Source organism: Microbacterium sp. NPDC012755 (assembly GCF_042901325.1).
Lineage (GTDB): Bacteria > Actinomycetota > Actinomycetes > Actinomycetales > Microbacteriaceae > Microbacterium > Microbacterium natoriense.
In genome coordinates this window covers 2,139,552-2,163,095 of sequence record NZ_JBIBCT010000001.1, presented here as the reverse complement: position 1 = coordinate 2,163,095, position 23,544 = coordinate 2,139,552, and the positions used below count along the sequence as shown (strand labels likewise).

At 69.9% G+C, this 23,544-nt stretch carries 21 protein-coding genes; 6 read left to right on the top strand and 15 right to left on the bottom strand.

Annotated features, from left to right (window positions below):
• Positions 1-13 precede the first annotated feature (13 nt).
• The 6 genes from ACFY5A_RS10025 to ACFY5A_RS10000 form a co-directional block, all read right to left on the bottom strand.
• Entirely contained in the window at positions 14-511 is a 498-nt protein-coding gene (locus ACFY5A_RS10025) for a methylated-DNA--[protein]-cysteine S-methyltransferase (protein ID WP_387233615.1), read from the bottom strand.
• Positions 508-2,022, bottom strand: a complete 1,515-nt coding sequence (locus ACFY5A_RS10020; RefSeq protein WP_387233612.1) for a DNA-3-methyladenine glycosylase 2 family protein — start codon at positions 2,020-2,022, stop codon at positions 508-510. Before ACFY5A_RS10020 ends, ACFY5A_RS10025 begins: the two co-directional genes overlap by 4 nt.
• Before the next feature lie 79 nt (positions 2,023-2,101).
• A complete protein-coding gene (locus ACFY5A_RS10015) occupies positions 2,102-2,995 on the bottom strand; it encodes a class I SAM-dependent methyltransferase (protein ID WP_387233609.1) in 894 nt (297 codons plus the stop codon).
• A 153-nt stretch (positions 2,996-3,148) separates the two neighbouring features.
• Positions 3,149-4,756, bottom strand: a complete 1,608-nt coding sequence (purH, locus tag ACFY5A_RS10010; RefSeq protein ID WP_105672759.1) for a bifunctional phosphoribosylaminoimidazolecarboxamide formyltransferase/IMP cyclohydrolase — start codon at positions 4,754-4,756, stop codon at positions 3,149-3,151.
• A gap of 29 nt (positions 4,757-4,785) precedes the next feature.
• Positions 4,786-5,373, bottom strand: a complete 588-nt coding sequence (gene purN, locus ACFY5A_RS10005; protein WP_387233606.1) for a phosphoribosylglycinamide formyltransferase — start codon at positions 5,371-5,373, stop codon at positions 4,786-4,788.
• Positions 5,374-5,416: 43 nt separating this feature from the next.
• The gene (locus ACFY5A_RS10000; protein WP_387233603.1) at positions 5,417-6,757 is read right to left on the bottom strand and encodes a DUF6350 family protein; all 1,341 of its coding nucleotides are present in this window, start codon (positions 6,755-6,757) and stop codon (positions 5,417-5,419) included.
• 91 nt (positions 6,758-6,848) lie between these two features.
• Between ACFY5A_RS10000 and ACFY5A_RS09995 the strand changes: the two genes are divergently transcribed.
• Positions 6,849-8,264, top strand: a complete 1,416-nt coding sequence (locus ACFY5A_RS09995) for an NCS2 family permease (protein WP_341939985.1) — start codon at positions 6,849-6,851, stop codon at positions 8,262-8,264.
• 510 nt (positions 8,265-8,774) lie between these two features.
• Here ACFY5A_RS09995 and sucD read toward each other — a convergent pair.
• Positions 8,775-9,677 (bottom strand): succinate--CoA ligase subunit alpha, encoded by a 903-nt coding sequence (sucD, locus tag ACFY5A_RS09990; RefSeq protein ID WP_223586923.1) that lies wholly within the window; start codon positions 9,675-9,677, stop codon positions 8,775-8,777.
• A gap of 27 nt (positions 9,678-9,704) precedes the next feature.
• A complete protein-coding gene (sucC, locus tag ACFY5A_RS09985) occupies positions 9,705-10,871 on the bottom strand; it encodes an ADP-forming succinate--CoA ligase subunit beta (RefSeq protein ID WP_105672754.1) in 1,167 nt (388 codons plus the stop codon).
• A gap of 142 nt (positions 10,872-11,013) precedes the next feature.
• On the opposite strand from sucC, the gene ACFY5A_RS09980 reads away from it, so the two are divergent.
• A complete protein-coding gene (locus tag ACFY5A_RS09980) occupies positions 11,014-11,676 on the top strand; it encodes a TetR/AcrR family transcriptional regulator (RefSeq protein WP_105672753.1) in 663 nt (220 codons plus the stop codon).
• 185 nt (positions 11,677-11,861) lie between these two features.
• On the top strand, positions 11,862-13,097 hold the full coding sequence (locus ACFY5A_RS09975; RefSeq protein ID WP_387233599.1) for an acyl-CoA dehydrogenase family protein: 1,236 nt from the start codon (positions 11,862-11,864) through the stop codon (positions 13,095-13,097).
• A 24-nt stretch (positions 13,098-13,121) separates the two neighbouring features.
• Here ACFY5A_RS09975 and ACFY5A_RS09970 read toward each other — a convergent pair whose 3' ends face one another.
• The 4 genes from ACFY5A_RS09970 to ACFY5A_RS09955 all read right to left on the bottom strand — a co-directional run bounded on the left by ACFY5A_RS09970 (position 13,122) and on the right by ACFY5A_RS09955 (position 16,841).
• Entirely contained in the window at positions 13,122-13,817 is a 696-nt protein-coding gene (locus ACFY5A_RS09970; RefSeq protein WP_341939987.1) for a hypothetical protein, read from the bottom strand.
• A gap of 7 nt (positions 13,818-13,824) precedes the next feature.
• The gene (locus ACFY5A_RS09965; RefSeq protein ID WP_387233595.1) at positions 13,825-15,504 is read right to left on the bottom strand and encodes an alpha/beta hydrolase; all 1,680 of its coding nucleotides are present in this window, start codon (positions 15,502-15,504) and stop codon (positions 13,825-13,827) included.
• Positions 15,501-15,797, bottom strand: a complete 297-nt coding sequence (locus tag ACFY5A_RS09960) for a hypothetical protein (RefSeq protein ID WP_341939989.1) — start codon at positions 15,795-15,797, stop codon at positions 15,501-15,503. Before ACFY5A_RS09960 ends, ACFY5A_RS09965 begins: the two co-directional genes overlap by 4 nt.
• Positions 15,798-15,995: 198 nt before the next feature.
• A complete protein-coding gene (locus ACFY5A_RS09955) occupies positions 15,996-16,841 on the bottom strand; it encodes a helix-turn-helix transcriptional regulator (RefSeq protein WP_387233591.1) in 846 nt (281 codons plus the stop codon).
• Between the two features lie 116 nt (positions 16,842-16,957).
• On the opposite strand from ACFY5A_RS09955, the gene ACFY5A_RS09950 reads away from it, so the two are divergent.
• On the top strand, positions 16,958-17,902 hold the full coding sequence (locus ACFY5A_RS09950; RefSeq protein ID WP_387233588.1) for an SDR family oxidoreductase: 945 nt from the start codon (positions 16,958-16,960) through the stop codon (positions 17,900-17,902).
• Positions 17,903-17,947: 45 nt separating this feature from the next.
• Here the strand turns inward: ACFY5A_RS09950 and ACFY5A_RS09945 are convergent, their stop codons facing one another.
• Entirely contained in the window at positions 17,948-18,451 is a 504-nt protein-coding gene (locus ACFY5A_RS09945; RefSeq protein ID WP_341939992.1) for a hypothetical protein, read from the bottom strand.
• 63 nt (positions 18,452-18,514) lie between these two features.
• Between ACFY5A_RS09945 and ACFY5A_RS09940 the strand changes: the two genes are divergently transcribed.
• Positions 18,515-19,963 (top strand): phytoene desaturase family protein, encoded by a 1,449-nt coding sequence (locus ACFY5A_RS09940; RefSeq protein WP_387233585.1) that lies wholly within the window; start codon positions 18,515-18,517, stop codon positions 19,961-19,963.
• 266 nt (positions 19,964-20,229) lie between these two features.
• Positions 20,230-21,273 (top strand): ATP-dependent DNA ligase, encoded by a 1,044-nt coding sequence (locus tag ACFY5A_RS09935; protein ID WP_341939994.1) that lies wholly within the window; start codon positions 20,230-20,232, stop codon positions 21,271-21,273.
• Positions 21,274-21,295: 22 nt separating this feature from the next.
• On the opposite strand, the gene ligD is transcribed toward ACFY5A_RS09935, so the two are convergent.
• Together ligD and ACFY5A_RS09925 are read right to left on the bottom strand one after the other, a co-directional pair.
• Complete coding sequence (gene ligD / locus ACFY5A_RS09930) at positions 21,296-22,351, bottom strand: non-homologous end-joining DNA ligase (RefSeq protein WP_387233582.1); 1,056 nt, start codon at positions 22,349-22,351, stop codon at positions 21,296-21,298.
• Positions 22,352-22,396: 45 nt separating this feature from the next.
• The gene (locus ACFY5A_RS09925; protein ID WP_387233579.1) at positions 22,397-23,524 is read right to left on the bottom strand and encodes an SseB family protein; all 1,128 of its coding nucleotides are present in this window, start codon (positions 23,522-23,524) and stop codon (positions 22,397-22,399) included.
• Between the last annotated feature and the right edge of the window lie 20 nt (positions 23,525-23,544).

Sequence of the window (23,544 nt, the reverse complement as noted above, 5' to 3'; positions counted from 1 at the left end):
TCGTCGGATCGGCTCAACGAGCGGCGGCCTCCCGCGCCAGGAGGCTCTCCTTGACGTCGAGTCCCCACGCGAAGCCGCCGAGAGTGCCGTCCGTGCGGAGCACCCGGTGGCAGGGCACGAACAGCGCGGGGGCGTTGCGCGCGCAGATGGACGCGGCCGCCCGCACGGCACGAGGATTGTCGAGACGCGCCGCGAAGGTCGTGTACGTCAGCGGCGCACCGGGGTCGATGCGGCGCAGGAGCTCCCATCCTGCGAGCTGCAGGGAGGTGCCGGTCTGCATCACGGCGACCGTGTCGATCGCCGCGAGGTCGCCCCCGTAGTAGGCGACAACGGCGGAGGCGGCATCCGTCTCCGCCTCGATGACCGACTCCGGCCGACGGGCGACGGCGAGCCGGTCGAGGATCGCCTCCTGATCGGCGGTCCACCCCGAGGACAGCACGCGCTGCCGGTCGTCGGCGAGGATCGTGAAGGGGCCGTCCGCGGTGTCGATGGTCTGGATGAGGGCGTTCATAGGGTCTCCTTCTTCGTCGTCTTCGTGCGCGTCGGCCTGACCGGCGCCGCGCGCCACAGGTGCGCGCTGAGGTAGCTGCGCCAGGGCGCGACGCGCTCGGCCCAGTCCGTGAGGGGGCCGGGGTCTCCCGGCAGGCCGGAGGCCGCGGCGCCTGCGCGCAGGGCCACATCTCCGGGGAGCAGGATGTCGGGGTCGCCGAGCACGCGCATGCGCACGTAATCGGCGGTCCACGGGCCGATGCCGGGCATCGCGAGCAGTGCGGAGCGCTGCTGCACGCCGTCGTCGCCGACGGTGAGGGTGAGGGTGCCGTCGGCGAGCGCGGCGGCTGCTCCCACGATCGCCCTGATGCGCGCGGCGGGCCCGCGGAGCACCTCTGCCCCGTGCGCGGCGATCGCCGACATCGTCGGGAACAGCAGCCCCGGCTCACCCGTTCCGTCGGGAACGGGGTGCGGCGTGCGCTCGCCGAGCGCGTCGGCCAGGGCCGTCAGCGCCGTGCGGGCCGCGACCACGGTGATCTGCTGCCCGATCATCGCGCGGATGAGCATCTCGTGCGGGTCGGCCGAGCCGGGGACGCGGATGCCGGGGGTTCGGGCGACCAGCGGCGCGAGCTCGGGGTGCGCGCTCAACGCGTCGTCGACGGCCAGCGGGTCGGCGTCGAGATCGAAGATGCGGCGGACAGTGGCCACGAGCGGGGCGAGGTCGCCGAGCTGGGTGACGCTCGCGCGCAGACGGAGCCGCGAGGAGGCATCCTGCCGCACCTCGAACCACGCAGGACCTCCTGCCAAACGCAGATGCCGAGCGAACGAGGTCGGCGTGACCGTCTCGATGCCAGGTACAGCCCGCGCAGCCATCCACGCGAACACACCGGCCGCGTCGAACGGACCGCGATACGGAAGCACGAGGTCGATCGCACCGGGGGTGGGCTCCGCCGCCGCGTCCTTGCGTCTGCGCGCGCGCAGCTCCCCCGGGGTGAGTCCGAACACCTCGCGGATCGTCTCGTTGCCCTGGCGGATGCTGGCGAACCCGGCCGAGAACGCGACGTCGGAGATGGGCATGTCGGTGCCGACGAGGAGCATGCGAGCCGTGTGGGCGCGATGGGCCCTGGCGAGTGCGAGCGGCCCGGCACCGAGCTCGGCGGCGAGGAGGCGGGTCAGATGACGGCTGGAGTACCCGAGACGCGAGGCGAGCCCCGGCACGCCCTCGCGCTCCACGACCCCGTCGGCGATCAGCCGCATCGCCCGCGCGGCGGTGTCTCCCCGGATGTCCCATGCCGGGGAGCCGGGCGCGGCCTCCGGCAGGCAGCGCTTGCACGCACGGTAGCCGGCCTCGTGCGCGGCGGCGCTGGTCGGGTAGAACGTGACGTTCTCGGGCTTGGGGGTGCGCGCAGGGCAGCTCGGTCGGCAGTAGATCCCGGTCGATCGCACGGCGGTGACGAACTGCCCGTCGAAGCGGGTGTCGCGGGCGCTGATGGCGCGATACCGCTCGTCGAAGTCGATCACGGGGAAGCTCATGGATCCATGCTGTCATGCCCCGCCGACACGCACTGGCGGAAATCGGACATCGCTGTGGTCGTATCAGGGCACGACCGGTTCAGCGACTTCTCGGCAGCGCCTTACCTACCGCGCGAAGCGGTGCCGTCACCTTCCAGCTCGTGCTCTCCTGCAGGGCCACGATGCGCGCGTCCCTCGCCGCCACCTCGTCCGTCAGATACTGGCTCTCCGCCTGCAGCGCGCCGATCTCGCCGCGCAATGAGGAGACCTCTGCTTCGAGACGCTCCGCCCGTTCCACCAGCGCGATGACTCCGCCGAGCCGTTCGAAATCGTTCCGAATGCGATCGGCCGTGGCCTCATCGGCTTCGAAGAGCGCACGGAGCGGCTCGTTCACCACATCGCCCACAGCGAGAACGCCGAGCCCGTGACCGTGTTCGAAGGTGAAGGAGCGCCCCGGTTCCGCGATCTCCTCCCACAGCCGCCATACGCCGAAGTCCTCGCGCCGCTCGGCGATGTCGTGAAAGAGGATCACACCTCCATCGCGCACCGTGTCGCGCCACTGCTCGTAGTCGGCGCGGACGTCGTCGTATGCGTGGCGACCATCGATGTGCAGGAGGTCGGCGGATGCCGGGGCGAACGCCGAACGCACCTCGGAGAAGTACCCACGGTTCAGGACGACCGACGTGCTGTAGTCGTGTTCCGCGATCGCGCGCACCGCATCGTAGACGGATTCGTCGTAGAAGCCCGCGTGGTCGTCGCCCACCCAGCTGTCCACCGCATCGATCCGGACCTCATGGCCGAGACGCTTGGCCGCCTCCGCGAAGGCGAAGCAGGAGAACCCGTTGTGGGTGCCGAGCTCGATGACATCGCGCGGACGCAGCGCATCGACGATCCAGGCGGCGAAGGAGCCGTGCGTCAGCCAGGCCGAGACGACCAGATGCTCGGGCACCCAGTACGAGGTCGGTGTCAGCCACCATGCCGTCTGCGCCGCCATACCTCTGCTCCATCACCCAGGTTTCCCTCAGTATACGGACGGGGAGTCCGCATGCAGCGCTCATGTCGTCGGCGCAGATGCCGAGACCCTCGCGCTCACGTGGGCACGAGGGTCGGCACTGCGGAGGGCTCCCGTCTCGAAGCCCAGGAACGATCAGTGGAAGAAGTGGCGCTCCCCGGTGAAGAACATGGTGACGCCGGCCTTGCGGGCCGCATCCACCACCTCTTCGTCGCGCACCGAGCCGCCGGGCTGGACGATCGCCTTGATGCCCGCGTCGATGAGCACCTGCGCGCCGTCTGCGAACGGGAAGAACGCGTCGGATGCCGCGACCGATCCGGTCGCGCGGTCGCCCGCCCGCTCGACCGCGAGACGGCAGGAGTCCACGCGGTTGACCTGGCCCATGCCGACACCGACGGTGGCGTTGTCCTTCGCGAGCACGATCGCGTTCGACTTCACGGCGCGGCACGCCTTCCACGCGAAGATGAGGTTCTCCATCTCCGCGTCGCTCGGGCGCTCGCCCGAGACGAGCTCCCAGTCCTTCGCGACCGACCAGATGTCGTCGGGGAACCGGTCGGCGTCCTGCAGCAGCAGGCCGCCGGACACCAGGCGGACGTCCATGCGCTCCTGCTGCCAGTCTTCGGGGAGCTGCAGCAGACGCAGGTTCTTCTTGGCCTTGAAGACCTCGAGCGCGGCGGGCTCGAACGAGGGAGCGACGATGACCTCGGTGAAGATGTCCTTGAGGTTCTCGGCCATCTTGAGCGTGACCGTGCCGTTCGCGGCGATCACCCCGCCGTACGCCGACACCGGGTCGCACTCGTGGGCCCGCAGGTGCGCGCTGGCGATCGGGTCGAGGGCGTTCGGCGCGGTGGTGGCGATGCCGCAGGGGTTCGCGTGCTTGATGATCGCGACGGCGGGCAGCACCATGTCGTAGGCGGCGCGCAGGGCGGCATCCGCATCGACGTAGTTGTTGTACGACATCTCCTTGCCCTGCAGCTGCGTCGCCTGGGCGATGCCGTGGCCGCCGGCGCGCGTGTAGATCGCGCCGCGCTGGTGGGAGTTCTCGCCGTAGCGGAGGGTCGCGAGACGCTCGGCCTGGATCGTGAGGTGGGCCGGCAGGTCACCCTGGTCGATCAGGGTCCCCTCGGCGAACCACGAGGCGACCGCAGCGTCGTAGGCAGCAGTGTGCGCGAAGGCGCGCGCCGCGAGCTCGCGCCGCTGCGAGAGGGACGTGCCGCCCTCCTTGATCGCGCCGACGATCGCCGGATACGACTCCGGCGAGACGACGATGGCGACGTTGGCGTGGTTCTTCGCGGCGGCGCGCACCATGGCAGGGCCGCCGATGTCGATCTGCTCGACGACGTCATCGCCCTGAGCGCCAGAGGCCACGGTCTCGACGAACGGGTACAGGTTCACCACCACGAGTTCGAACGGCGCGATGCCGAGGTGCTCGAGCTGTCCTTCGTGATCCTCCAGCCGCAGGTCGGCGAGGAGGCCGCCGTGGATCTTCGGGTGCAGCGTCTTGACGCGGCCGTCGAGCATCTCGTCGACGCCGGTGACGGCGGCGACGTCGGTGACCTCGAAGCCCGCCTCGCGGATCGTCGCGGCGGTGGAGCCCGTCGACACGATCTCGGCGCCGGATTCGGCGAGCGCCGCGGCGAGGGCCAGCAGCCCGGTCTTGTCGCTCACCGAGACGAGCGCGCGGCGGATCGGGACCGCATCGCGATCGCGGTACAGCGAGGGGTCGTGGCGGGGGCCGGCCATGGAGGGCTCCTTCGTGCGAGGGTGAGGGGTCAGGAAGCGGAGGGCAGCGCGAGCTCGCCGGTCGCGATGCGTCGCACCACGTCGATGAGGAGTCGGCGCTCGACGGGCTTGATGCGCTCGTGCAGCGTGTGCTCGGTGTCGCCCTCGACGATCGGCACGCGCTCCTGCGCGAGGATGGGGCCGGTGTCGACGCCGTCGTCGACGACGATCACGCTGGCCCCGGTCTCGGCGGCTCCGGCGGCGAGCGCATCGCGCACGCCGTGCGCTCCGGGGAACTCCGGCAGGTAGGCCGGGTGGGTGTTGATCAGACGCGGCGAGTACGCGGCGACGAGAGACGGCGGCAGCAGGCGCATGAGTCCGCTGAGCAGGACGAGATCCGGCTTCCAGACGTCGAGCTGACGGCCGACCTCCTCGCCCCAGTGCTCGCGGCTCTCGTGCAGGTGCCACGGCACCGTGAAGCTCGGGATGCCGAACTCCTCGGCGTGCGCGAGCCCGTCGGCTTCGCGGTCGGCTCCGACCACGACGACCCGCGCGGGGAAGTCGGGGTGACGAGCAGCCTCGAGGAGGGCACGAAGATTCGAGCCTGTGCCCGAGATGAGAACGGCGACCGTGAGCACGCGCCCAGTCTACCGGGGCGCCGCGGCGCGCCCGACCCGCATGTCAGCCCCCGGAGCCGCGCGGAGGGAGATCGTCCAGCGGCGTCGTGTCGAAGGAGGAACCGGCATCCGGTGCGTCGTTCAGCGGCAGGTCGGATGCCGCCATCTCGGCGATCCACCGATCGGTGCGCTCCTCCGCGAGCTCATCGCGATGACGGGGCGCGAGCAGCAGGATCGCGGCGCCGATCAGCACCTCGCCGCCGAGCGCCAGCGCGAAGGGCAGCGCCGCGGGTCCGACCACTCCGAGCCGCCCCGGACCGATCGATCCGTTCGCGACGACAGCGGCCGTCGCAGCCACGCCCGCGGTGAGCACGGCGATGCCCAGCGCGATCGCCCCGCGCTGGGCGAGACCGAGCGGCGTGCCCTCCCAGACGAGACGCGAGCGCACCGCCCAGCCGGCGAAGGCGCCAGCCGCGATGGGGACGAGCACGACCACCAGCATCCACATCGAGCCGTTCTCGGGCAGCAGGCCCAGCACCGGGATGCCGGGCACCACGCCGAGCTGCGTGCCCGCCGGCGACACCGCCGTGCCGGCGCCGACGGCGAAGCCGGGACCGGCGAGCCAGGAGGCGGCCCAGACGATCAGCGTGGGCAGGTAGACGAGATGTCCGAGGGTGAGCACCGTGGCGCCGAGCACGTCGACCCTGGCGGCTTCGAAGAGCGCCACGACCTGCCCTCCGCGCAGCATGGTCATCACCGCGACGGCGAGCGCGGATGCCGCGACCACGCCGACGAGCGCGAAAGCCGCTCCCCGCACCGCTGCGGCGGGCACCGGCCCCCACTCACCCCAGGAGTCCACGGCGTCGTGAACACGGTCGAGGATGCCGCCGTCGCCGTCCTCCCACGCGATGCGCACGGCTCCGCACACGGCGCCGACGAGGTAGACGGCCGACGGCAGCAGGATCGCGAGAGCGAGAGGCGTGCGGGCGACACCGAGGCTCGAGGTCAGCGCGACGCCCACGGCGATCAGCGCGAACGCGGCGGATCCCGAGAGCGCGCCGAGCAGCCAGGTGCCCGCGCGAGCCGCCCGCGCACCGGATCGCGCGGCGAAGAGCAGCGTGAAGACGAGGAAGGCCAGTGGCGTCACCGACAGCGTGAACGACGCCGCCTCCGGGGCGATCCCGGCGGCGGTCAGCACCTCGGTGGGGATCGTCAGATCCAACGGCACCCCGTGCCCGAACTGCCACAGGGTTCCCGTGAGAGGCCACAGGGCGCCCCAGTCGGCGCCGACGCCGAACGCGAGCGTCCAGAGCAGGGTGAGGGGCGCCAGCAGCACGGCGAGACCGATCGCGGCCGCGATGGCCGCGTCGACGGCCGCGAGGAGCGCGACGAGGAGGCGTTGCATATCCCTTCGAGACTACGACGAGAACCTGCGGCTCCCCTCGGGGCGCGCGCGACTCGGGCGACACGATATCGTCTCCACGGAGGTTCCCCCGATGACAACTGCCCCGTCCCCTGCCCGCGCGAGCGCAGAGCCCACGAACGCTCTCGACCGCTTCTTCGAGATCAGCAAGCGCGGATCCACGATCGGCACCGAGGTGCGCGGAGGCCTGGTGACCTTCGTCACCATGGCCTACATCGTGATCCTCAACCCGATCATCCTCGCCACCCCCGACGTCGACGGCCACGTGCTGTCCGGCCCCGCGGTCGCCGCAGCCACCGCGCTGACCGCCGGGATCATGACGATCCTCTTCGGGCTCGTCACCCGCCTGCCGTTCGCCTTCGCCGCCGGCCTCGGCATCAACGCGTTCCTCGCCTTCACGGTCGTCGGCACCGTGACCTGGCCGGAGGCCATGGCGCTGGTCATGATCAACGGCGTGATCATCGTGCTGCTCGCGGCGACCGGTCTGCGCAAGCTGATCTTCGATGCCGTCCCCGTGCAGCTCAAGCTCGCGATCACGGTCGGCATCGGCCTCTTCATCGCCTTCATCGGCTTCGTGAACGCCGGGTTCGTGACCTCGACCAAGAACGCCTCTCCCCCGGTCGATCTCGGCATCGGCGGCTCCGTGGCATCCATCCCCACCCTGCTGTTCGTCATCACGCTGCTGATCGGCGGCGTGCTCATCGCCCTGCGCATCAAGGGCGCCATCCTCATCGCCCTGGTCGGCGGCTCCGTGCTCGCAGCGCTCGTCAACCTCATCTGGCCCTTCGGTCAGGACTTCGGATTCAACGGCAGCATCGTGGGGCTCCCCGACCTGAGCCTGATCGGCCAGGTCGACTTCGGCTTCGACTTCGCGAAGGTCGGCGGCGTCACCCTGGTGATGTTCGTCTTCACGCTGCTGTTCTCGAACTTCTTCGACGCCATGGGCACCATGACCGGTCTCGCCAAGGAGGCCGACCTCGCCGACGAGAAGGGCGACTTCCCCCGGATCAAGTCGGCCCTCGTGGTCGAGGGCGTCGGCGCGATCGTCGGAGGCGGCACCTCGTCGTCGTCGGCCACGGTGTTCGTGGAGTCGGGCGCCGGCATCGGCGAGGGCGCCCGCACGGGCTTCGCGACGGTCATCACCGGCGCGATGTTCCTGCTCGCGATGTTCTTCACGCCGCTCACGTCCCTGGTGCCCAGCGCCGTCGCCGCGGCGGCTCTCGTGCTCGTCGGCGCCATGATGCTCTCGCAGATCAAGAACATCGATCTGAGCGACTTCCGCGTGCTGCTGCCGGTGTTCCTCACCGCCACGGTGATGCCGATGACCTACTCGATCGCCAACGGCATCGGGGCGGGCTTCGTCAGCTGGATCGTCGTGAACGCGTTCTCCGGCAGGGCCAAGACGATCCACCCGCTGCTGTGGGCGGTGGGCGTCGGCTTCGTGCTGTTCTTCGCCCGCGGCCCGATCGAGGCGCTGCTCGGCGCCTGACACCCGCACGACAGAGGGGCGGATGCTACGGCATCCGTCCCTCTGCCGTCTCACCGCCCCCTCTGCCGTCTCTGCTGCCGCTCTGTCATCTCTGCCGCCCCCTCGGACCGTCGCACGTTCCTCGGACGATCGCACGTTCATCGGACGATCCGCCGCCGATCCTCCGAAAAAGCGACAACCCTCCGAAAAACACGAGGGCGAGCATCCGCCCGACTGCACGAGCGGGCGAGCGGATGCCCGAGCGGATGCCGCAGCCGGACATGCAACGAGCGAGTACGCAGCATCCCCACCAACCTTCGGGCCGTCGCACGTTCCTCGGACCGTCGCACGTTCCTCGGACGATCCGCCGCCGATCCTCCGAAAAAGCGACAACCCTCCGAAAAACACGAAGGCGAGCATCCGCCCGACTGCACGAACGGGCGAGCGGATGCCGCAGCCGGCTGCCGCAGCCGGACATGCAAGAAGGCCCCGGGGTGGAGCCCGGGGCCTTCATGTCAAGCGTAGCTCAGATCAGAGAGCTTCCACGATCGCGCGCATGAGGTCGGCGGTCTCGGACGGCGTCTTGCCGACCTTGACCCCGGCGGCCTCGAGGGCCTCCTTCTTGGCCTGAGCGGTGCCCGCCGAGCCCGAGACGATGGCTCCGGCGTGGCCCATGGTCTTGCCCTCGGGGGCGGTGAAGCCCGCGACGTAGCCGACGACCGGCTTCGTGACGTTCGCCTTGATGTAGTCGGCCGCGCGCTCTTCCGCGTCGCCGCCGATCTCGCCGATCATGACGATGGCCTTGGTCTCGGGGTCGGCCTCGAACGCGGCGAGCGCGTCGATGTGCGTGGTGCCGATGACCGGGTCGCCGCCGATGCCGATGGCGGTCGAGAAGCCCAGGTCGCGCAGCTCGAACATCATCTGGTAGGTCAGGGTGCCCGACTTCGACACGAGGCCGATCGGGCCCTTGCCGGTGATGTTCGCCGGGGTGATGCCGACGAGCGCCTCACCGGGTGTGATGATGCCGGGGCAGTTCGGGCCGATGATGCGGGTCTTGTTGCCCTTGCTCTGCGCGTACGCCCAGGCCTCGGCCGAGTCGCCGACGGGGACGCCCTCGGTGATGACGACGAGGAGCGGGATCTCGGCGTCGATGGCCTCGATCATCGCGTCCTTCGTGAAGGCGCCGGGGACGAAGGCGATCGACACGTCGGCGCCGGTCTCCTTCATGGCCTCGGCGACCGAGGCGAAGACGGGGAGCTCGACGGCGTTGCCGTCCTTGTCCGTGTGCGCGACCGTGGTGCCGGCCTTGCGGGCGTTGACGCCGCCGACGACCTGGGTGCCGGCCTTCAGCATGAGCGCCGTGTGCTTGGTGCCCTCGCCGCCGGTGATGCCCTGGACGATGACCTTGGAGTCCTTGTTGAGGTAGATCGACATTTCTCTAGTCCTTGTGTCTCTCTGCGATCAGGCGTTGGCGAGCTCGGCGGCCTTGTCGGCGCCCTCGTCCATCGTGGCGGCCAGGGTGACGAGCGGGTGCGCGTACTCGGCGAGGATCGCGCGGCCCTCGTCGACGCGGTTGCCGTCGAGGCGCACGACGAGCGGCTTGGATGCCGCGGCGCCCAGCGTCTCGAGGGCGCCCTTGATTCCGTTGGCCACGGCGTCGCACGCCGTGATGCCGCCGAAGACGTTGACGAACACGCTCTTGACCTGCGGGTCGCCGAGGATCACGTCGAGACCCGCGGCCATGACCTCAGCAGAGGCGCCGCCGCCGATGTCGAGGAAGTTGGCGGGCTTGACGCCGTTGTGGTTCTCACCGGCGTAGGCGACGACGTCGAGCGTCGACATGACCAGGCCTGCGCCGTTGCCGATGATGCCGACCTCGCCGTCGAGCTTCACGTAGTTCAGGCCGCTCGCCTTGGCCTTGGCCTCGAGCGGGTCAGCGGCGTCCTTGTCCTCGAGCGCCTCGTGCTCGGGGTGGCGGATCTCGGAGGCGTTGTCGTCGAGCGTGACCTTGCCGTCGAGCGCGATGATGTCGCCCTCTTCGGTGCGGACCAGCGGGTTGACCTCGACGAGCGTCGCGTCCTCGCCCTTGTAGACGTCGAAGAGCTTCACGAAGACGTCGGAGACCTTCTCGACGAGGTCCTCGGGGAAGTTCGCCGCGCGGGCGATCTCGACGGCCTTCGCCTTGTCGATGCCCGTGAGCGGGTTGACCTCGACGCGGGCGAGCGCCTCTGGGCGCTCGACGGCGAGCTCCTCGATCTCCATGCCGCCCTCGACCGAGCAGAGGCTCAGGTAGGAGCGGTTGGCGCGGTCGAGCAGCACGGAGAAGTAGAACTCCTCGGCGATGCGGGCGCCCTGTGCGACCATGACGCGCTTGACGATGTGGCCCTTGATGTCGAGGCCGAGGATGGCCTTGGCCGCCTCGTACGCCTCTTCGGGGGTCTTCGCGACCTTGACGCCGCCCGCCTTGCCGCGACCACCGGTCTTGACCTGTGCCTTGACGACGACGACTCCGCCGATCTTCTCAGCGGCTGCCTTCACCTCCTCGGGGGTGTCGGCGACGATGCCGGCGAGGACCGGCACTCCGTACTTCTCGAAAACGTCTCGTGCCTGGTACTCGTACAGATCCACTGTGGTTCCTTCACTGGGATGCGGCTGGTTTTTCTCTCGATGTCGAGACATCGACCAGTCCCCCAGCTTACTACCTCGCTCTGAGCGCCCCGTGCCGGGAAAGCCGCCTCGCAGTTCGCCCGCGAGGTTCTAGGCTTTCGTCATGCGAGACTTCCCCGAACCGCGCTCCGCCGTCGTCGCCGCAGCGCTCGAACTGTTCCAGACCCAGGGTTTCGACCAGACGTCCGTCGAGCAGATCGCCAAGGCCGCCGGCGTCTCGCGATCGACCTTCTTCCGCCAGTTCGGCGGCAAGGAGGACGTGGTGTTCGCCGACCACGAGGTCCTCATCGAGCAGCTCAGGGAGTTCCTCGCCGAGGGGCACGAAGACCCGTGGGGCGCGGTCTGCGCGGCATCCGAGTCCGTCTTCTCGCACTTCGCGAACGATCCGGAGCTCGCGCGTCGTCGCTACCAGATCGTCCGGCAGGTCCCGGTGCTGCGTGAGCGGGAGATCATCACCGTGTTCCGCTACGAGCGCCTGTTCGACGACTACCTGCGCACATCCCTCCCCGGTATCGACCCGCTGGACGCGGTGGGCTTCGCCGCCCTCGTGACGGCGGTGCACAACCACGTGCTGCGCCAGCTGCTGCGCGGCAAGAAGAAGGTGCCGCTGTCGACGCTGCAGTCGGCGCTGGCCGATGTGCGGCGCCGCTACGGCGTGCCCGCCGAGGCACCTGCGGAGGCGCCGGACGACGTGGTGGTCGCCGTCTTCCCCCGTTCGATGCCGATAGCCGAGGTCACCCGCCGCCTGCGCACGCAGCTCGACTGAGCCAGGGCCGGCCCGTCCTTCACCCGCGTCGCGGTCCGCCGCGAACGGCCGGTTCTCGGCGCACGCACACGCCGTTCGCGACGGCTCGGCGGTCTCGCGCGCCCGGGCTCGGCGGTCTCGCGCGCCCGGGCTCGTGAAACTGAGTATCGAGGAGTACGATACTTGGTGCCACGAAGGAGCCTCCCATGAGCACTGCAGCTTCCCCCTTCCCCGGCGAGCGCGTCTCGTCGTACGACATCACCGGTCGCCAGGACAGCGACTACTACGCCGTCTTCCTCGATATCCCCGCCGCCGACCGCGAGGCATGGGATCGCGCACGCGCGTACATCGACGAGGTCGGCCCGCAGATGGCGGATGCCTGGGATCGCGCGGAGTACCCGCTGGATGCCGCCCGCCGCATGGGCGAGATGGACCTCGTCGTCGACGGCATCGAGCATCCGTCGCTCACCCGCCTGTCGCCGCTGGCCGCGGGCCTCGTGAACATGGAGATCTCCCGCGGAGACGGATCGCTCGGCACCGTGCTCGCCGTGCAGGGCGGTCTCGCGCTGCGCACGCTCGCGCTGTTCGGCTCCGACGCGCAGCAGGAGAAGTGGCTGACGGGCCTCGCCGACGGCTCGGTCCTCGGCTCCTTCGCCCTCACCGAGCCCGATCACGGCTCCGACTCCGTGTCGCTCGAGACCGTCGCCCGTCGAGACGGCGAGGAGTGGGTCATCCGCGGCGCCAAGAAGTGGATCGGCAACGGCGCCTCCGGCGGCATCACGTTCGTGTGGGCGCGTGTCGACGATCCGGATGCCGCCGAGCACGGCGCTGTCCGCTGCTTCCTCGTCGAACAGGACACCCCCGGCTACATCGGCACCGTCATCCGCGGCAAGGCCTCACTGCGTGCGATCTACCAGGCGCACATCGCCCTGGACGACGTGCGGGTGCCCCTCGACGCCGTGCTCCCCGGCACCCACAGCTTCAAGGACGCCTCGACCGTGCTCTACGCGACGCGATCCGGAGTGGCCTGGTCGGCTCTCGGGCACGCGACCGCCTGCTACGAGGCCGCCCTCGCCTACGCGAAGGAGCGCGTGCAGTTCGGCAAGCCGCTGGCGAAGTTCCAGATGGTGCAGGAGCGGCTCACGCACATGCTCGAGGACCTCACCGCCATGCAGCTGTACTGCCGTCGCCTCGCCGACCTGGAGACGGCGGGCGAGCTGCGGCCGACGCAGGCGTCGCTCGCCAAGTTCCACAACACCCGCGCCGCCCGCCGCATCGCATCGACGGCCCGCGACCTGCTCGGGGGCAACGGCATCCTGCTCGAGAACGGCGTCATGCAGCACATGGCCGACATCGAGGCGATCCACACGTACGAGGGCACCGAGAGCGTGCAGGCCCTGCTGCTCGGCCGCGACATCACGGGGATGAGCGCCTTCGCCTGAGCCAGGCAGCGACGGAACGCGAGATCAGCCGCCGTAGGGGGCCTTCGGAGGATCGGTGACGACGGGCTGCGGCTCCACCGGCGTCTCATCCTCATTGAAGTAGATCGGACCGTCGGCGGGGAAGTAGAACTGCGGCACCGAGTCCGGCCCCTCCGTCGCCGGCAGGTACCGCCACGTCGAAGGGCCGTCGCCGCGGTGCTCGTCGTCGGTCACCATGTACGACAGGTCGCCCGCCTTCCCCGGCACGCACGGCGTGTCGGCGGATACCTCGACCCTCCCCTCGCGCGGACGGATCGTCGCCACCACGTTTCCGAGCGTCTCGTCGTCGGCGATGACATTCCACTCCGCGGACTCGCCGGACCCGTAGGTGGTCGGCGTCCCGTCGAATCCCGCTTCCCGGAACGCGGCCACCGCCGCGGCGCTCACCGCTTCGGGATCCATTCCCGGCAGGTCCACGGTTCGCCGGTAGGAGAACGCGTATCCATCGGCGCCGCCGAATCCGATCGTGCAGCTTCCGGGGACGGCCCCGTCCCCGCCCACGGGGATCGTCCACACACCCTCGTGGATGCCCATCAGCACGGTGTGCATCCGCGTCGCGAGCTCCATGAAGCGCTTCTCGCCATCCCGGTAGAGCGCATCGCCCTCCGGTACCGCCGCACCGCAACCCGTCATCACCAACACCAATCCGACGGCCACCGCCGCCCACGCACGCCTCATCATCGACACCCTAGTATCCGAGCCCATAGCCGCCCTGCGACATCCCCTCGGCCACGAGATCCCAATACCCCTTCTCGCTTCCTTCGCCGCCGGGCTCGGTACCCGGCTCGCCGGTGCGCACGATCTCGCGCACGTTGTAGAAGGATTCGCTGCCCTTGAGCAGATAGCCGCCGGGGGCGTTCTGACCCGGGAAGTTCACGCCCGAGTGGGCGCTGTGGCCGGGGGTCGCCAAGAGCGGCTCGCCCGCGGCATCCACTCCCCCGTCGCTGTCGAACGTGGTGACCCCGTCGAGGCTCGCCGGATCGGTGTGGTGACCCCACCCCGTCACCTTGCCGACAGGCGCCCAGAAGTCATTCGCCGACGTGGTCGCGTAGATGCGCGGAGCATCCGGGGACTGCAGATTGGCGAGCACCTGAGCGTCGTCGGGCAGGCCCGCCGACCCGACCGTGATGAATCTGTCCACGCCGAGCCCGTCCGCTGCCGAACCGATCGCCAGCGCCGCGGTCGTGCTGCCGTAGGAGTGCGCGATCACGTTGATCGTCCGCGAACCGGGTTGCGCATCGAGTCCCAGCAGGAAGGATCGCAGGGCGGGAGCCCCGTTCTGCGCCCTGTCCATGAACGGCTCCTCGGGGACCTCTGGCGAGTCATAGCCGAACCATGCCACGGCTGCGTCGCCGGTGCCGTCGATGAGGTCTCGCGCGGACTTCCCGAACTCCCCGATGCCGTTCACCTTCGACAGCATGCCCGGCACCAGCGTCGACACGTTCGCCGCGTCGAACGGGCCGTACCAGAGCGCGGCGGTCGTCTGCTCCGAACCGTCCGGATCGAAGGAGATGAGCTTGCCGTTCTTCTTCTCGACCTCATCCCACAGCGCCGCCACCTCGGACTTCTGCGGCTCCGAGAGGAACTGCAGCCTGTTGTGCAGCTCTTTCAGCCTGCGCAGGTTGGCCTCGGCGCGGACGTCGTACGGGATGCCGTCGAGATTGCCGATGATGTCCGGGTAGTGGTCGGCGAGAGCATCCCGCAGAGCCGGGTTCGCGTTCCAGAGCTGCCAGACCGCAGCCGGGTCATTGGCCGCGAGGAGCTGATCGAGCAGCGCCTTCTCCTCGTTCGTGAGGTAGACGCTCGCTCCCGAGACGAGCGACGACAGCGCCTTGTCATAGGCCTCATCCCATGACGTGTAGAGCGTCTCCCACGACGTCCACAGCTCGTCGAGCGCCTTCTTGGCGGCATCCGCCGTCGCCATCGCCTCGCGGGCATCGTCGTTGGCTTTGGTCGCCTCGTCGTCCGGCCCGGATCGAGACGACCACAGCGCCTTGAGCCCCGCCTGCTCGGCCTCGCCTGCGGCGCTCTCCCACGCCGCGTGGGCGTTCTGGATCTCCTCGATCATCCTGTTCGCAGGCACCGCATGCGCCGAGTACGCATCGGCGTATGCGGACAACACGCTCGACAGCAGTTGCGCGTCGACGATGCCCGAGCGAACCGGGCCTGCGATCACCTGCGCGTCGCTTCGCGCGCGGCTGATCGCGTCGCCCACACCAGGGAGCTCGGCCACACGATGCGCACGGTCACGCAGGTCGCCGAGATCCTTCGCGATGCGGTCGAACGTGCCCACCCATGTCTCCATCGAGCCCGAGTTGCCCTCGATCCGCTCCAGCGGATAGCCGCGATGGGGAGAGACCAGATTCACGGCTGCTCTTTTCCTGTGAGTTCGACATCGAGTTCGGAGTGACGGTCGCTGATCGCCTGCAGACGCACGGCGATGTCACTCGCATCGGTGATGATGCCCTCGACGGCGCTGCGCAGTGCGATGAACCTCCGATGCATCTCCAGACGGAGCGATGTCCTGTGCGCCGGATTCTCGACGCCGACATCGTCGCCCTGGAGATAGCCGACCGTGGCGAGCAGCGCCGTCGTCGAACTGTTAACCGAGGATGTCTCCGTGATGAGCTCGGTGTAGAACACCTGTACTTCGTCAGCCATGCCCCCCATGCCTTTCGACGATCAGTCGAGCCCGGCCCCCCTCCGGCCTGACACCATCAACTTTACAAAACAACGGCCACACAGGGGATGGGCACAACTCCCCATCGCCGAACGAGCTCAGCGATTCGGTCGCAGCTGCCTGCCTCGACCTCGACTCTTTCGTGACGATGGCACTCGTCCGCCTGAGTCCTTCGCACCTCATCCTGAGAAGCTCTCCGCGCCGATGACGGAGAGCAGGCGCAGCTTCTCCTGACTCTCGCTCCCTGGAGCAGCCGTGTAGACGAGAAGCGCGTGGGACTGCTCCGGTTCGAAGATCGTCTGGCATTCCAGCTCGAGAGCACCCAGTTCCGGGTGGACGAAGTGCTTGACCGCTCGCGGGCGGAGCCCCACCTCGTGCAGCCCCCAGATCCGAGCGAACTCGTCGCTGCGATCGAGGAGTTCCCTGGTCCACCGCGCGGCGCGCGACGAGGGTCCACGGCGCGTCACGACGTCGCGAAGGCCGGAGGCCCAGAGCCGGGAGAGGAAGTCGTGCTCCTCCTCGGCATAGATCCGACGCGACGAGGGATCGACGAACCACCGGAATCCGATGCTGCGTTCCGGCCCCTCGAAGCGTGTGAGGTCGCCGACGAGCGCCGTGCCGAGCGCGGTCTGTCTGAGGGTCTCGCCGAGCTCCGTCACGACCTCCGCGGGGGTGTCGTGCAGGCGATCGAAGATGCGCAGCATACCGGGACTGATGTGACTGCTCTCCCCTCCCCTCGGCGGAGGCGCGTGCCCGGCGAGGACGAAGAGGTGATCTCTCTCGGCCAGCGTGAGATGAAGCCCCTGGGCGATCGCCGCGATCATCTGCGGCGAGGGCTGAGGACCCCGCTGCTGCTCGATCCGTGCGTAATAGTCGGTCGACATGTGGCTGAGGCTCGCGGCTTCCTCGCGCCTCAAGCCGCCCGTCCGCCGGCGTCCGCCTCTGGCGAGGCCCACGTCCTCCGGCTGCAGCGCCTCGCGTCGCAACCGGAGGAACTCCGCCAGCCCTGCCCTGTCGATCTCCATGCGCACCCCCGTCCCGTCCTTTGTACCAGCAGCCTTCGGGCGCATCCACGGACGGACGATCCCTGGATGCCGCACGGCGTACGGAGGAGAGTCGGAAGGTCAGAAACGAGGAGACCATGCCCCGCACACCATCCATCGACATCCCGCACCTCGACGGCCGGCGCGCCGTCGTCACCGGCGCCAGCGACGGCATCGGCGTCGGCATCGCCGCACGACTCGCTGCCGCGGGCGCCGAGGTCGTCATGCCCGTCCGGAACCGGGACAAGGGACGTGCGGCGATCGAGCGCATCCGCACGACGGTTCCCGACGCGCGGATCTCCCTCCGCGATCTGGACCTCTCCGCGCTCGACTCCGTGGCCGCTCTCGGCGAGTCGCTGCGCGCGGAGGGGACGCCGATCGGCATCCTCATCAACAACGCGGGCGTCATGACGCCGCCGGATCGACGCACCACGGCTGACGGCTTCGAGCTCCAGTTCGGCGCGAACCACCTCGGACACTTCGCACTCGTCGGCGAACTCCTCCCGCTGCTTCGAGAGGGCCGCGCACGGGTGGTCTCCCAGATCAGCGTCGCCGCGAATCAGGGCGCGATCAACTGGGACGATCTGCAGTGGGAGCGCGCATACGACGGCATGCGCGCGTACAGCCAGTCGAAGATCGCGTTCGGCCTCTTCGGGCTCGAACTCGACCGTCTCAGCCGATCGCGCGACTGGGGCATCACGAGCATGCTCTCGCATCCGGGCGTGGCCCCGACGAACCTGCTCGCCGCCCGTCCCGACCTCGGCCGGGAACGCGAGACGAACGGCCGCCGCTTCATCGGCGCGCTCTCACGGCGCGGAATCCTCTTCGGCACCGCGGAGTCCGCCGGCCTTCCTGCGGTGTACGCCGCGACCTCCTCGAAGGCCGTGAGCGGCGGGTTCTACGGCCCCCGCGGACCCGGCCACCTCGGCGGCGCCCCGGGACCGCAGCGGCTCTACTCCCGACTGCGCGACGATGATGCGGCGCGCAGGATCTGGGAGGTCTCCGAAGAGCTCACCGGAAGACCGTTCGCACGCCGCCCGTGACGAGACGCGGCACCGCGGTGACGCAGACGGGCCGCGTCGACGGGTTCAGTCGCAGGCGCAGCCGCCGGCGGCGGTCTTGACCATGAAGCACACATCGCACACGCCGTAGTCGCGCTCGATGGGCTTCGGCGTGCGCTCCGTGCGCGGAGAGCTCGCAGTGCGAGGAACGCTGACGCGCGGGGTGCTCGGCCGCATCGACCGCGCGGTCGTGGTCACCTGGGGGTACTCGCTCGGGTGCGTGACGAAGAAGTACGGCTCACGCCCCTCGCTCGGCTGGAGCCGCAGCGGGGTGGAGCCGATCGTGATGACCTCGTCCTCCCCGAACCCGTTCGTGTACGTGCGTCCGATGTGCAGGGATGCGCCCTCCCCACGACGGATGGCCTCGATGTACCGACCTCGGTCGATGAAGGAGGAGATGCCCACGGCATCGGTGACCGCAGTGATGAACTCGTAGTTCTCCAGGGCGACCCGGTGCGCACGAAGCGCCTCCGTGAGCGAGCGATACGGACGGGAGGTGCCAGTAGGGGTGGGACCCTGTACTTCAGTCATCTCCTCAATGGTCTCACCCCGGAGACGGCGCGAATACCACTTGTGCCGTGGAAGACTGGGCGCATGGCGCGCGCGACGATCATCGGCTCCGGTCCCAACGGACTCGCGGCGGCCGTGTCGCTGGCCAGAGCGGGGTACGAGGTGCGCGTCCTCGAAGCCGCGGACACGATCGGCGGCGGCGTGCGCACCGCCGAATCCACGCTCCCCGGCTTCCTTCACGACGTGTGCTCCGCCGCGCATCCTGCGGCCCTCGCATCCCCCTTCTTCCAGGCCTTCGGCCTCGCCGAGCGGATCGACTGGATCCACCCCGAGATCTCCTACGCGCATCCTCTCGACGGCGGCCGCGCCGGGATCGCCTGGCGCGACATCGAGCGCACGGCATCCGCACTCGGCGAGGACGGCAGGGCGTGGCTGTCGCTGCTGCGCCCGCTGAGCACGCACATCGACGGAGTCGTCGACTTCACCGGCAACCAGATGCTGCGCTTGCCGCATGAGCCGATCACGGCCTTCCGCTACGCGATGCGGATGCTGGAGCAGGGCACCCCTCTGGCGCGGCGCACCTTCCGCACCGACGAGGCGGCAGGCCTCCTGTCCGGGGTGCTGGCACATGCGAACACCCCGCTCCCCTCCCTCGCCGGAGCGGCGGCGGGGCTCCTGCTCGCCGCACAGGCGCACGCCGGAGGGTGGATGTATCCGCGCGGAGGCGCACAGGGCATCGCCGACGCCCTGGTGGCGGATCTCGTCGCCCACGGCGGCGCGGTCGAGACGGGCGTGCACGTCACCGATCTCTCGACCCTGGACTGGGGCGACCCCGCGCGGGGCGATCTGCTGATGCTCAACACCTCGCTCCGGTTGGCTCTCACTCTCCCCGACGTGCCGACCCGCTACGCGAGCGCCCTGCGGTCGTACCGGTACGGCCCCGCCGCCGCGAAGGTCGACTTCGCCCTCGACGGCCCCGTGCCCTGGATGAACGACGAGGTCGCGCAGTCCCCCACCGTGCACGTCGGCGGCACTCAGGCCGAGGTGTGGGCCAGCGAGAACGCGGTCGCGCGCGGACGCGTCAGCGAACGCCCCTACGTGCTCACCGTCCAGCCCTCGGTGTTCGATCCCACGCGTGCGCCAGAGGGCAAAGCCGTGTTGTGGGCGTACATCCACGTCCCGCAGGGCTCGGATCTCGACGCCACCGAGCTCATCACGCAGCAGGTCGAGCGCTTCGCCCCCGGCTTCCGCGACCGCATCCTCGCGCACCACTCGGTGCCGGCATCCGCCCGCGAGGCGATCAACCCCTCGGAGATCGGCGGGGACATCCTGGGCGGGGCCTTCACGATCCCCCAGGCGCTGCGTCGCCCCGTGCTCGGCACGAAGCCGTGGCGCACCCCGATACCCGGCGTCTACCTCGCCTCCGCCTCCACCCCGCCGGGGCCGGGTGTCAACGGCATGGCAGGGTGGCACGCGGCGCGCACGGCACTGGGCGATGCCGGCATCCCGGCGACCCTCGCAGACCTGTTCTGATCGGAACCCGGGTCGCAGTCTCCCCGCCCTCAGGTTCACAACTCCTCAAGAAACGCGCGCCTCGACGGCTCATCGCCCGTCGATCGGCGGTTCCCTCGTTCCGGAGCAGCCGAACGTGAGGAGTTGTGAACCGCGACCAGCGCCGCAACTCCGGAGAACCGGCCACTCCGGGCCGAAGAGCCGCGCGCGTCCGCGGAGCGTCCGCCGACGTCCTCCGATTCTCCGGAGTTCTGGCGCGTGTCCCCGCCAGTCGCCAGGATGGACCCATGCGCTACGACATCCCCGCACCGATGCTGGCGAAGGCCGCGGCATCCGTCCCCGACCCCGCGAAGAGCTCCGGCGGGCTCCTGTTCGAACCCAAGTGGGACGGCTTCCGCGGTCTGATCGCGTGGGACGGCGAGACCGTCGAGATCGGCTCCCGTGGCGCGAAGCCGCTGACCCGGTACTTCCCCGAGCTCGTCGAGGCCATTCCGAGCCTGCTGCCGGGGCCGTGCCTGCTCGACGGCGAGATCGTGGTCGCGACCGGCCCTGCGGGGGCGCAGCGGCTCGACTGGGATGCCCTCAGCCAGCGCATCCACCCCGCAGCCTCCCGCGTCGCGAAGCTCTCGACCGAGACTCCCGCGATGTTCATCGCGTTCGACCTCCTCGCCGAGGGCGATGAAGACGTGCAGTCGTCGCCGTTCTCCGTGCGTCGCGAGCGGCTGGAGCGGATGCTGGCCGGAGTGGCGCATCCGCTGCACATCACGCGCACGACCCGCGATCGTGAGGCCGCCGTCCGCTGGCTGGCCGAGTTCGAGGGCGCCGGTCTCGACGGCGTCGTCGCGAAGCCGCTGGACCAGCCCTACGCTCCGGGCAAGCGCACGCTGATCAAGATCAAGCACGCGCGAACGGCCGACGTCGTCGCGCTCGGCTACCGCATCCACAAGTCGGGGTCGGGAGTCGGGTCGCTGCTCGTCGGGCTCTACGACGCCGACGGTACCCTGCGCCAGGTCGGCGGCGTCGCGGCCTGGAGCGACGTGCGACGACAGGAGCTCGTCGACGAGCTCGCGCCCCTCGTGGAGCGCGACGAGTCCGGCGGCGCCGTGACCGGGGAGGGCGAGCGCTCCCGATTCAGCGGCTCGAAGGACGTGTCGTTCGTGCGGCTGCGGCCCGAGCGGGTGCTCGAGGTGCGCTACGACCAGCTCGAGGGCGCGCGCTTCCGCCACACCGTGCAGTTCGAGCGGTGGCGCCCCGACCGCGATGCTCGCTCCTGCACCTACGACCAGCTCGACACCGTCGCCGGCTACGACCTGGCCGACGTGCTCGGCTGAGCCCGGCGCTCTCCCGGCTCGCTCACTGCGCGGAGGGCTGCCCGTCCTCGTCCCAGTTCGCCGCGACCTTCTTGCTCGGCTGCACTCGCGGGGGCTCCCCCGGCATCTTCGGGAACTCCGGCGGGAACGGCAGCTCGCCGAGGCCGTCGGCCTTGTCGCGTTCCCACCACTCCAGCAGGGTGTCGATGCGGCCGGGACTGCTCTGCTTGCCGGCCCACGGGTCGCCCACCTCTTCGAGCCGCTTCGGGATGCTGCGCACCGTGAACCGCGCCGGGTCGAGCCCGTCGAGCTCCTCCCAGTGCACGGGGGTCGACACGGTCGCTCCGGGGAGTGCACGCGGACTGTAGGCGCCCGCCATGGTCCGGTCGCGGTTGGCCTGATTGAAGTCGATGAAGATGCGCTCGCCGCGCTCCTCCTTCCACCAGTTCATCGTGACCTGATCCGGCATCCGCCGTTCCAGCTCACGCCCCGCGGCGATCACCGCGTGCCGCACGTCGAGGAACTCGTGGCTGGGCACGATGGGGGCGAACACGTGCAGTCCGCGGTTGCCGCTGGTCTTCACGAAGGCGTCGAGCCCCGCCTCGCGCAGCACCTCCCGCAGCGCGTGGGCGGCGGTGACGGCATCCGCGAAGTCGGTGCCCGGCTGGGGGTCGAGGTCGATGCGCAGCTCGACGGGGTTGTCGGGGTCGGACGCCAACGACGCCCACGGATGGAACACGATCGTGTTCATCTGCGCCGCCCACACGATCGCGCTGGGCCTGTTCAGCACGATCTGCGGATGCTGTCGCCCGCTGTTGTAGGTCACCATCACCGCATCGACGTAGTCGGGCGTGCCCGCCGGCGGGTTCTTCGAGAAGAAGCCGCCGCCCTTGCCGACGCCGTCGCGGAAGCGCTCCAGGGACACGGGGCGACCGCCGTTCGCCTCGAGGAACGGCCCGCTGACGACCTGGAAGTACTCGGCGAGCTCGGCCTTCGTGATGCCCGGAACCGGCCAGACCGCCTTGTTCGGGCTCGAGAGCACGACCTCGCGCTCTCCGTCGGGGTCGACGATGGTCAGTGTCACGCGCTCGGAGGCCATGACTCGACCCTAGAGGCAGCCCCGGACGCGCGGAAGCCCCGCCCCTCAGGACTCGATGTCGACTCCGAGCACCAGCACCGGGGCGAGCGCGTCACGCTCGACGAGAAGGGTCGGTCCCGCCGGATCGACGATCACTCCGGCCATCTCGGCATGCCCGGTGAGCACCTTGGCGAGCTGCGTGGGCTCGAACGGGAGCGGGCGGTCGCCTCGTCCCATCGCGATGACCTCGAGCGGGTGCGAGAACAGCTGGAGGAACCTCTTGCCGTCGGGGGTCTGCGCCTCGGCGATGCCCACGGGCGTCCCGTTGCTGCCGTCGTTGACGGCGACCCACATGCGCGTGGAGGCGAGAGCCTCGGCGACTCTGGCCGCGGAGTCCTGCTCGCGCGGGGCGGCGAGGATCGTCTTGACGGTCATCTCGGGGTCGCCCTGCTCGAGTGCCTTCTGCAGCAGCTCGGTCGGGAAGACGACGCGATGCGGCGCGGAGGCGTTGTCGACGATGAGACCGGCGAAGTCGCCAGCGACGACCTGCTGCAGCACGGACGTGACGGGCTGGGCGACCGCAGTGGTCGCGGCCGGATCGGCCTCGAGCTGCACCGAGTCGCGCACGGCACCGGCCGAGCTGAACGCGAGCATGAACTGACGGTCGCCGTCGCGCACCACGGCGACGGACAGCGGCTTCCCCTCGCTGATCTGCGCACGGGCATCGCCGTTGACGCGGATGTACAGGTGCCCCTGCAGCGCCTGACGCATCACGCCGAGCAGCTGATCGTTCGACGCGCCCTGCTCGATCTCCTTGAGGGCGTCGCGGAGGAGGACGTTGTCCTTCATGCCGGCGACGGTCTCGGTCTGCTCCGGGGGCAGCGCAGGAGCGAGCGGAAGACGACGTTCCTGAGGATCGGGCAGCGCTGCCGGGGCCGCGGACTGCGTCGGAGCAGGAGCGACCGGGGCGGCAGGAGCGGGAGCGGCGGGTTCGTCCAGCGACACCTCGGGGCCGGCCTCGGCCCCCACTCCGCGGAACGCCTGCACCGAGATGCCGATCGTCGGGGCGGGAGCGGCCTCGACCGGGGCGACGGACTCGGCGCCGGTCGACTCGGATTCGACGTTCTCGGAGGAGATGTCGGATGCCGGGACTGCAGCGTCAGCGGACTTCTTGCGGCGGGAGAACAGGGCCATAATGTGCCAGCCTAACCGGC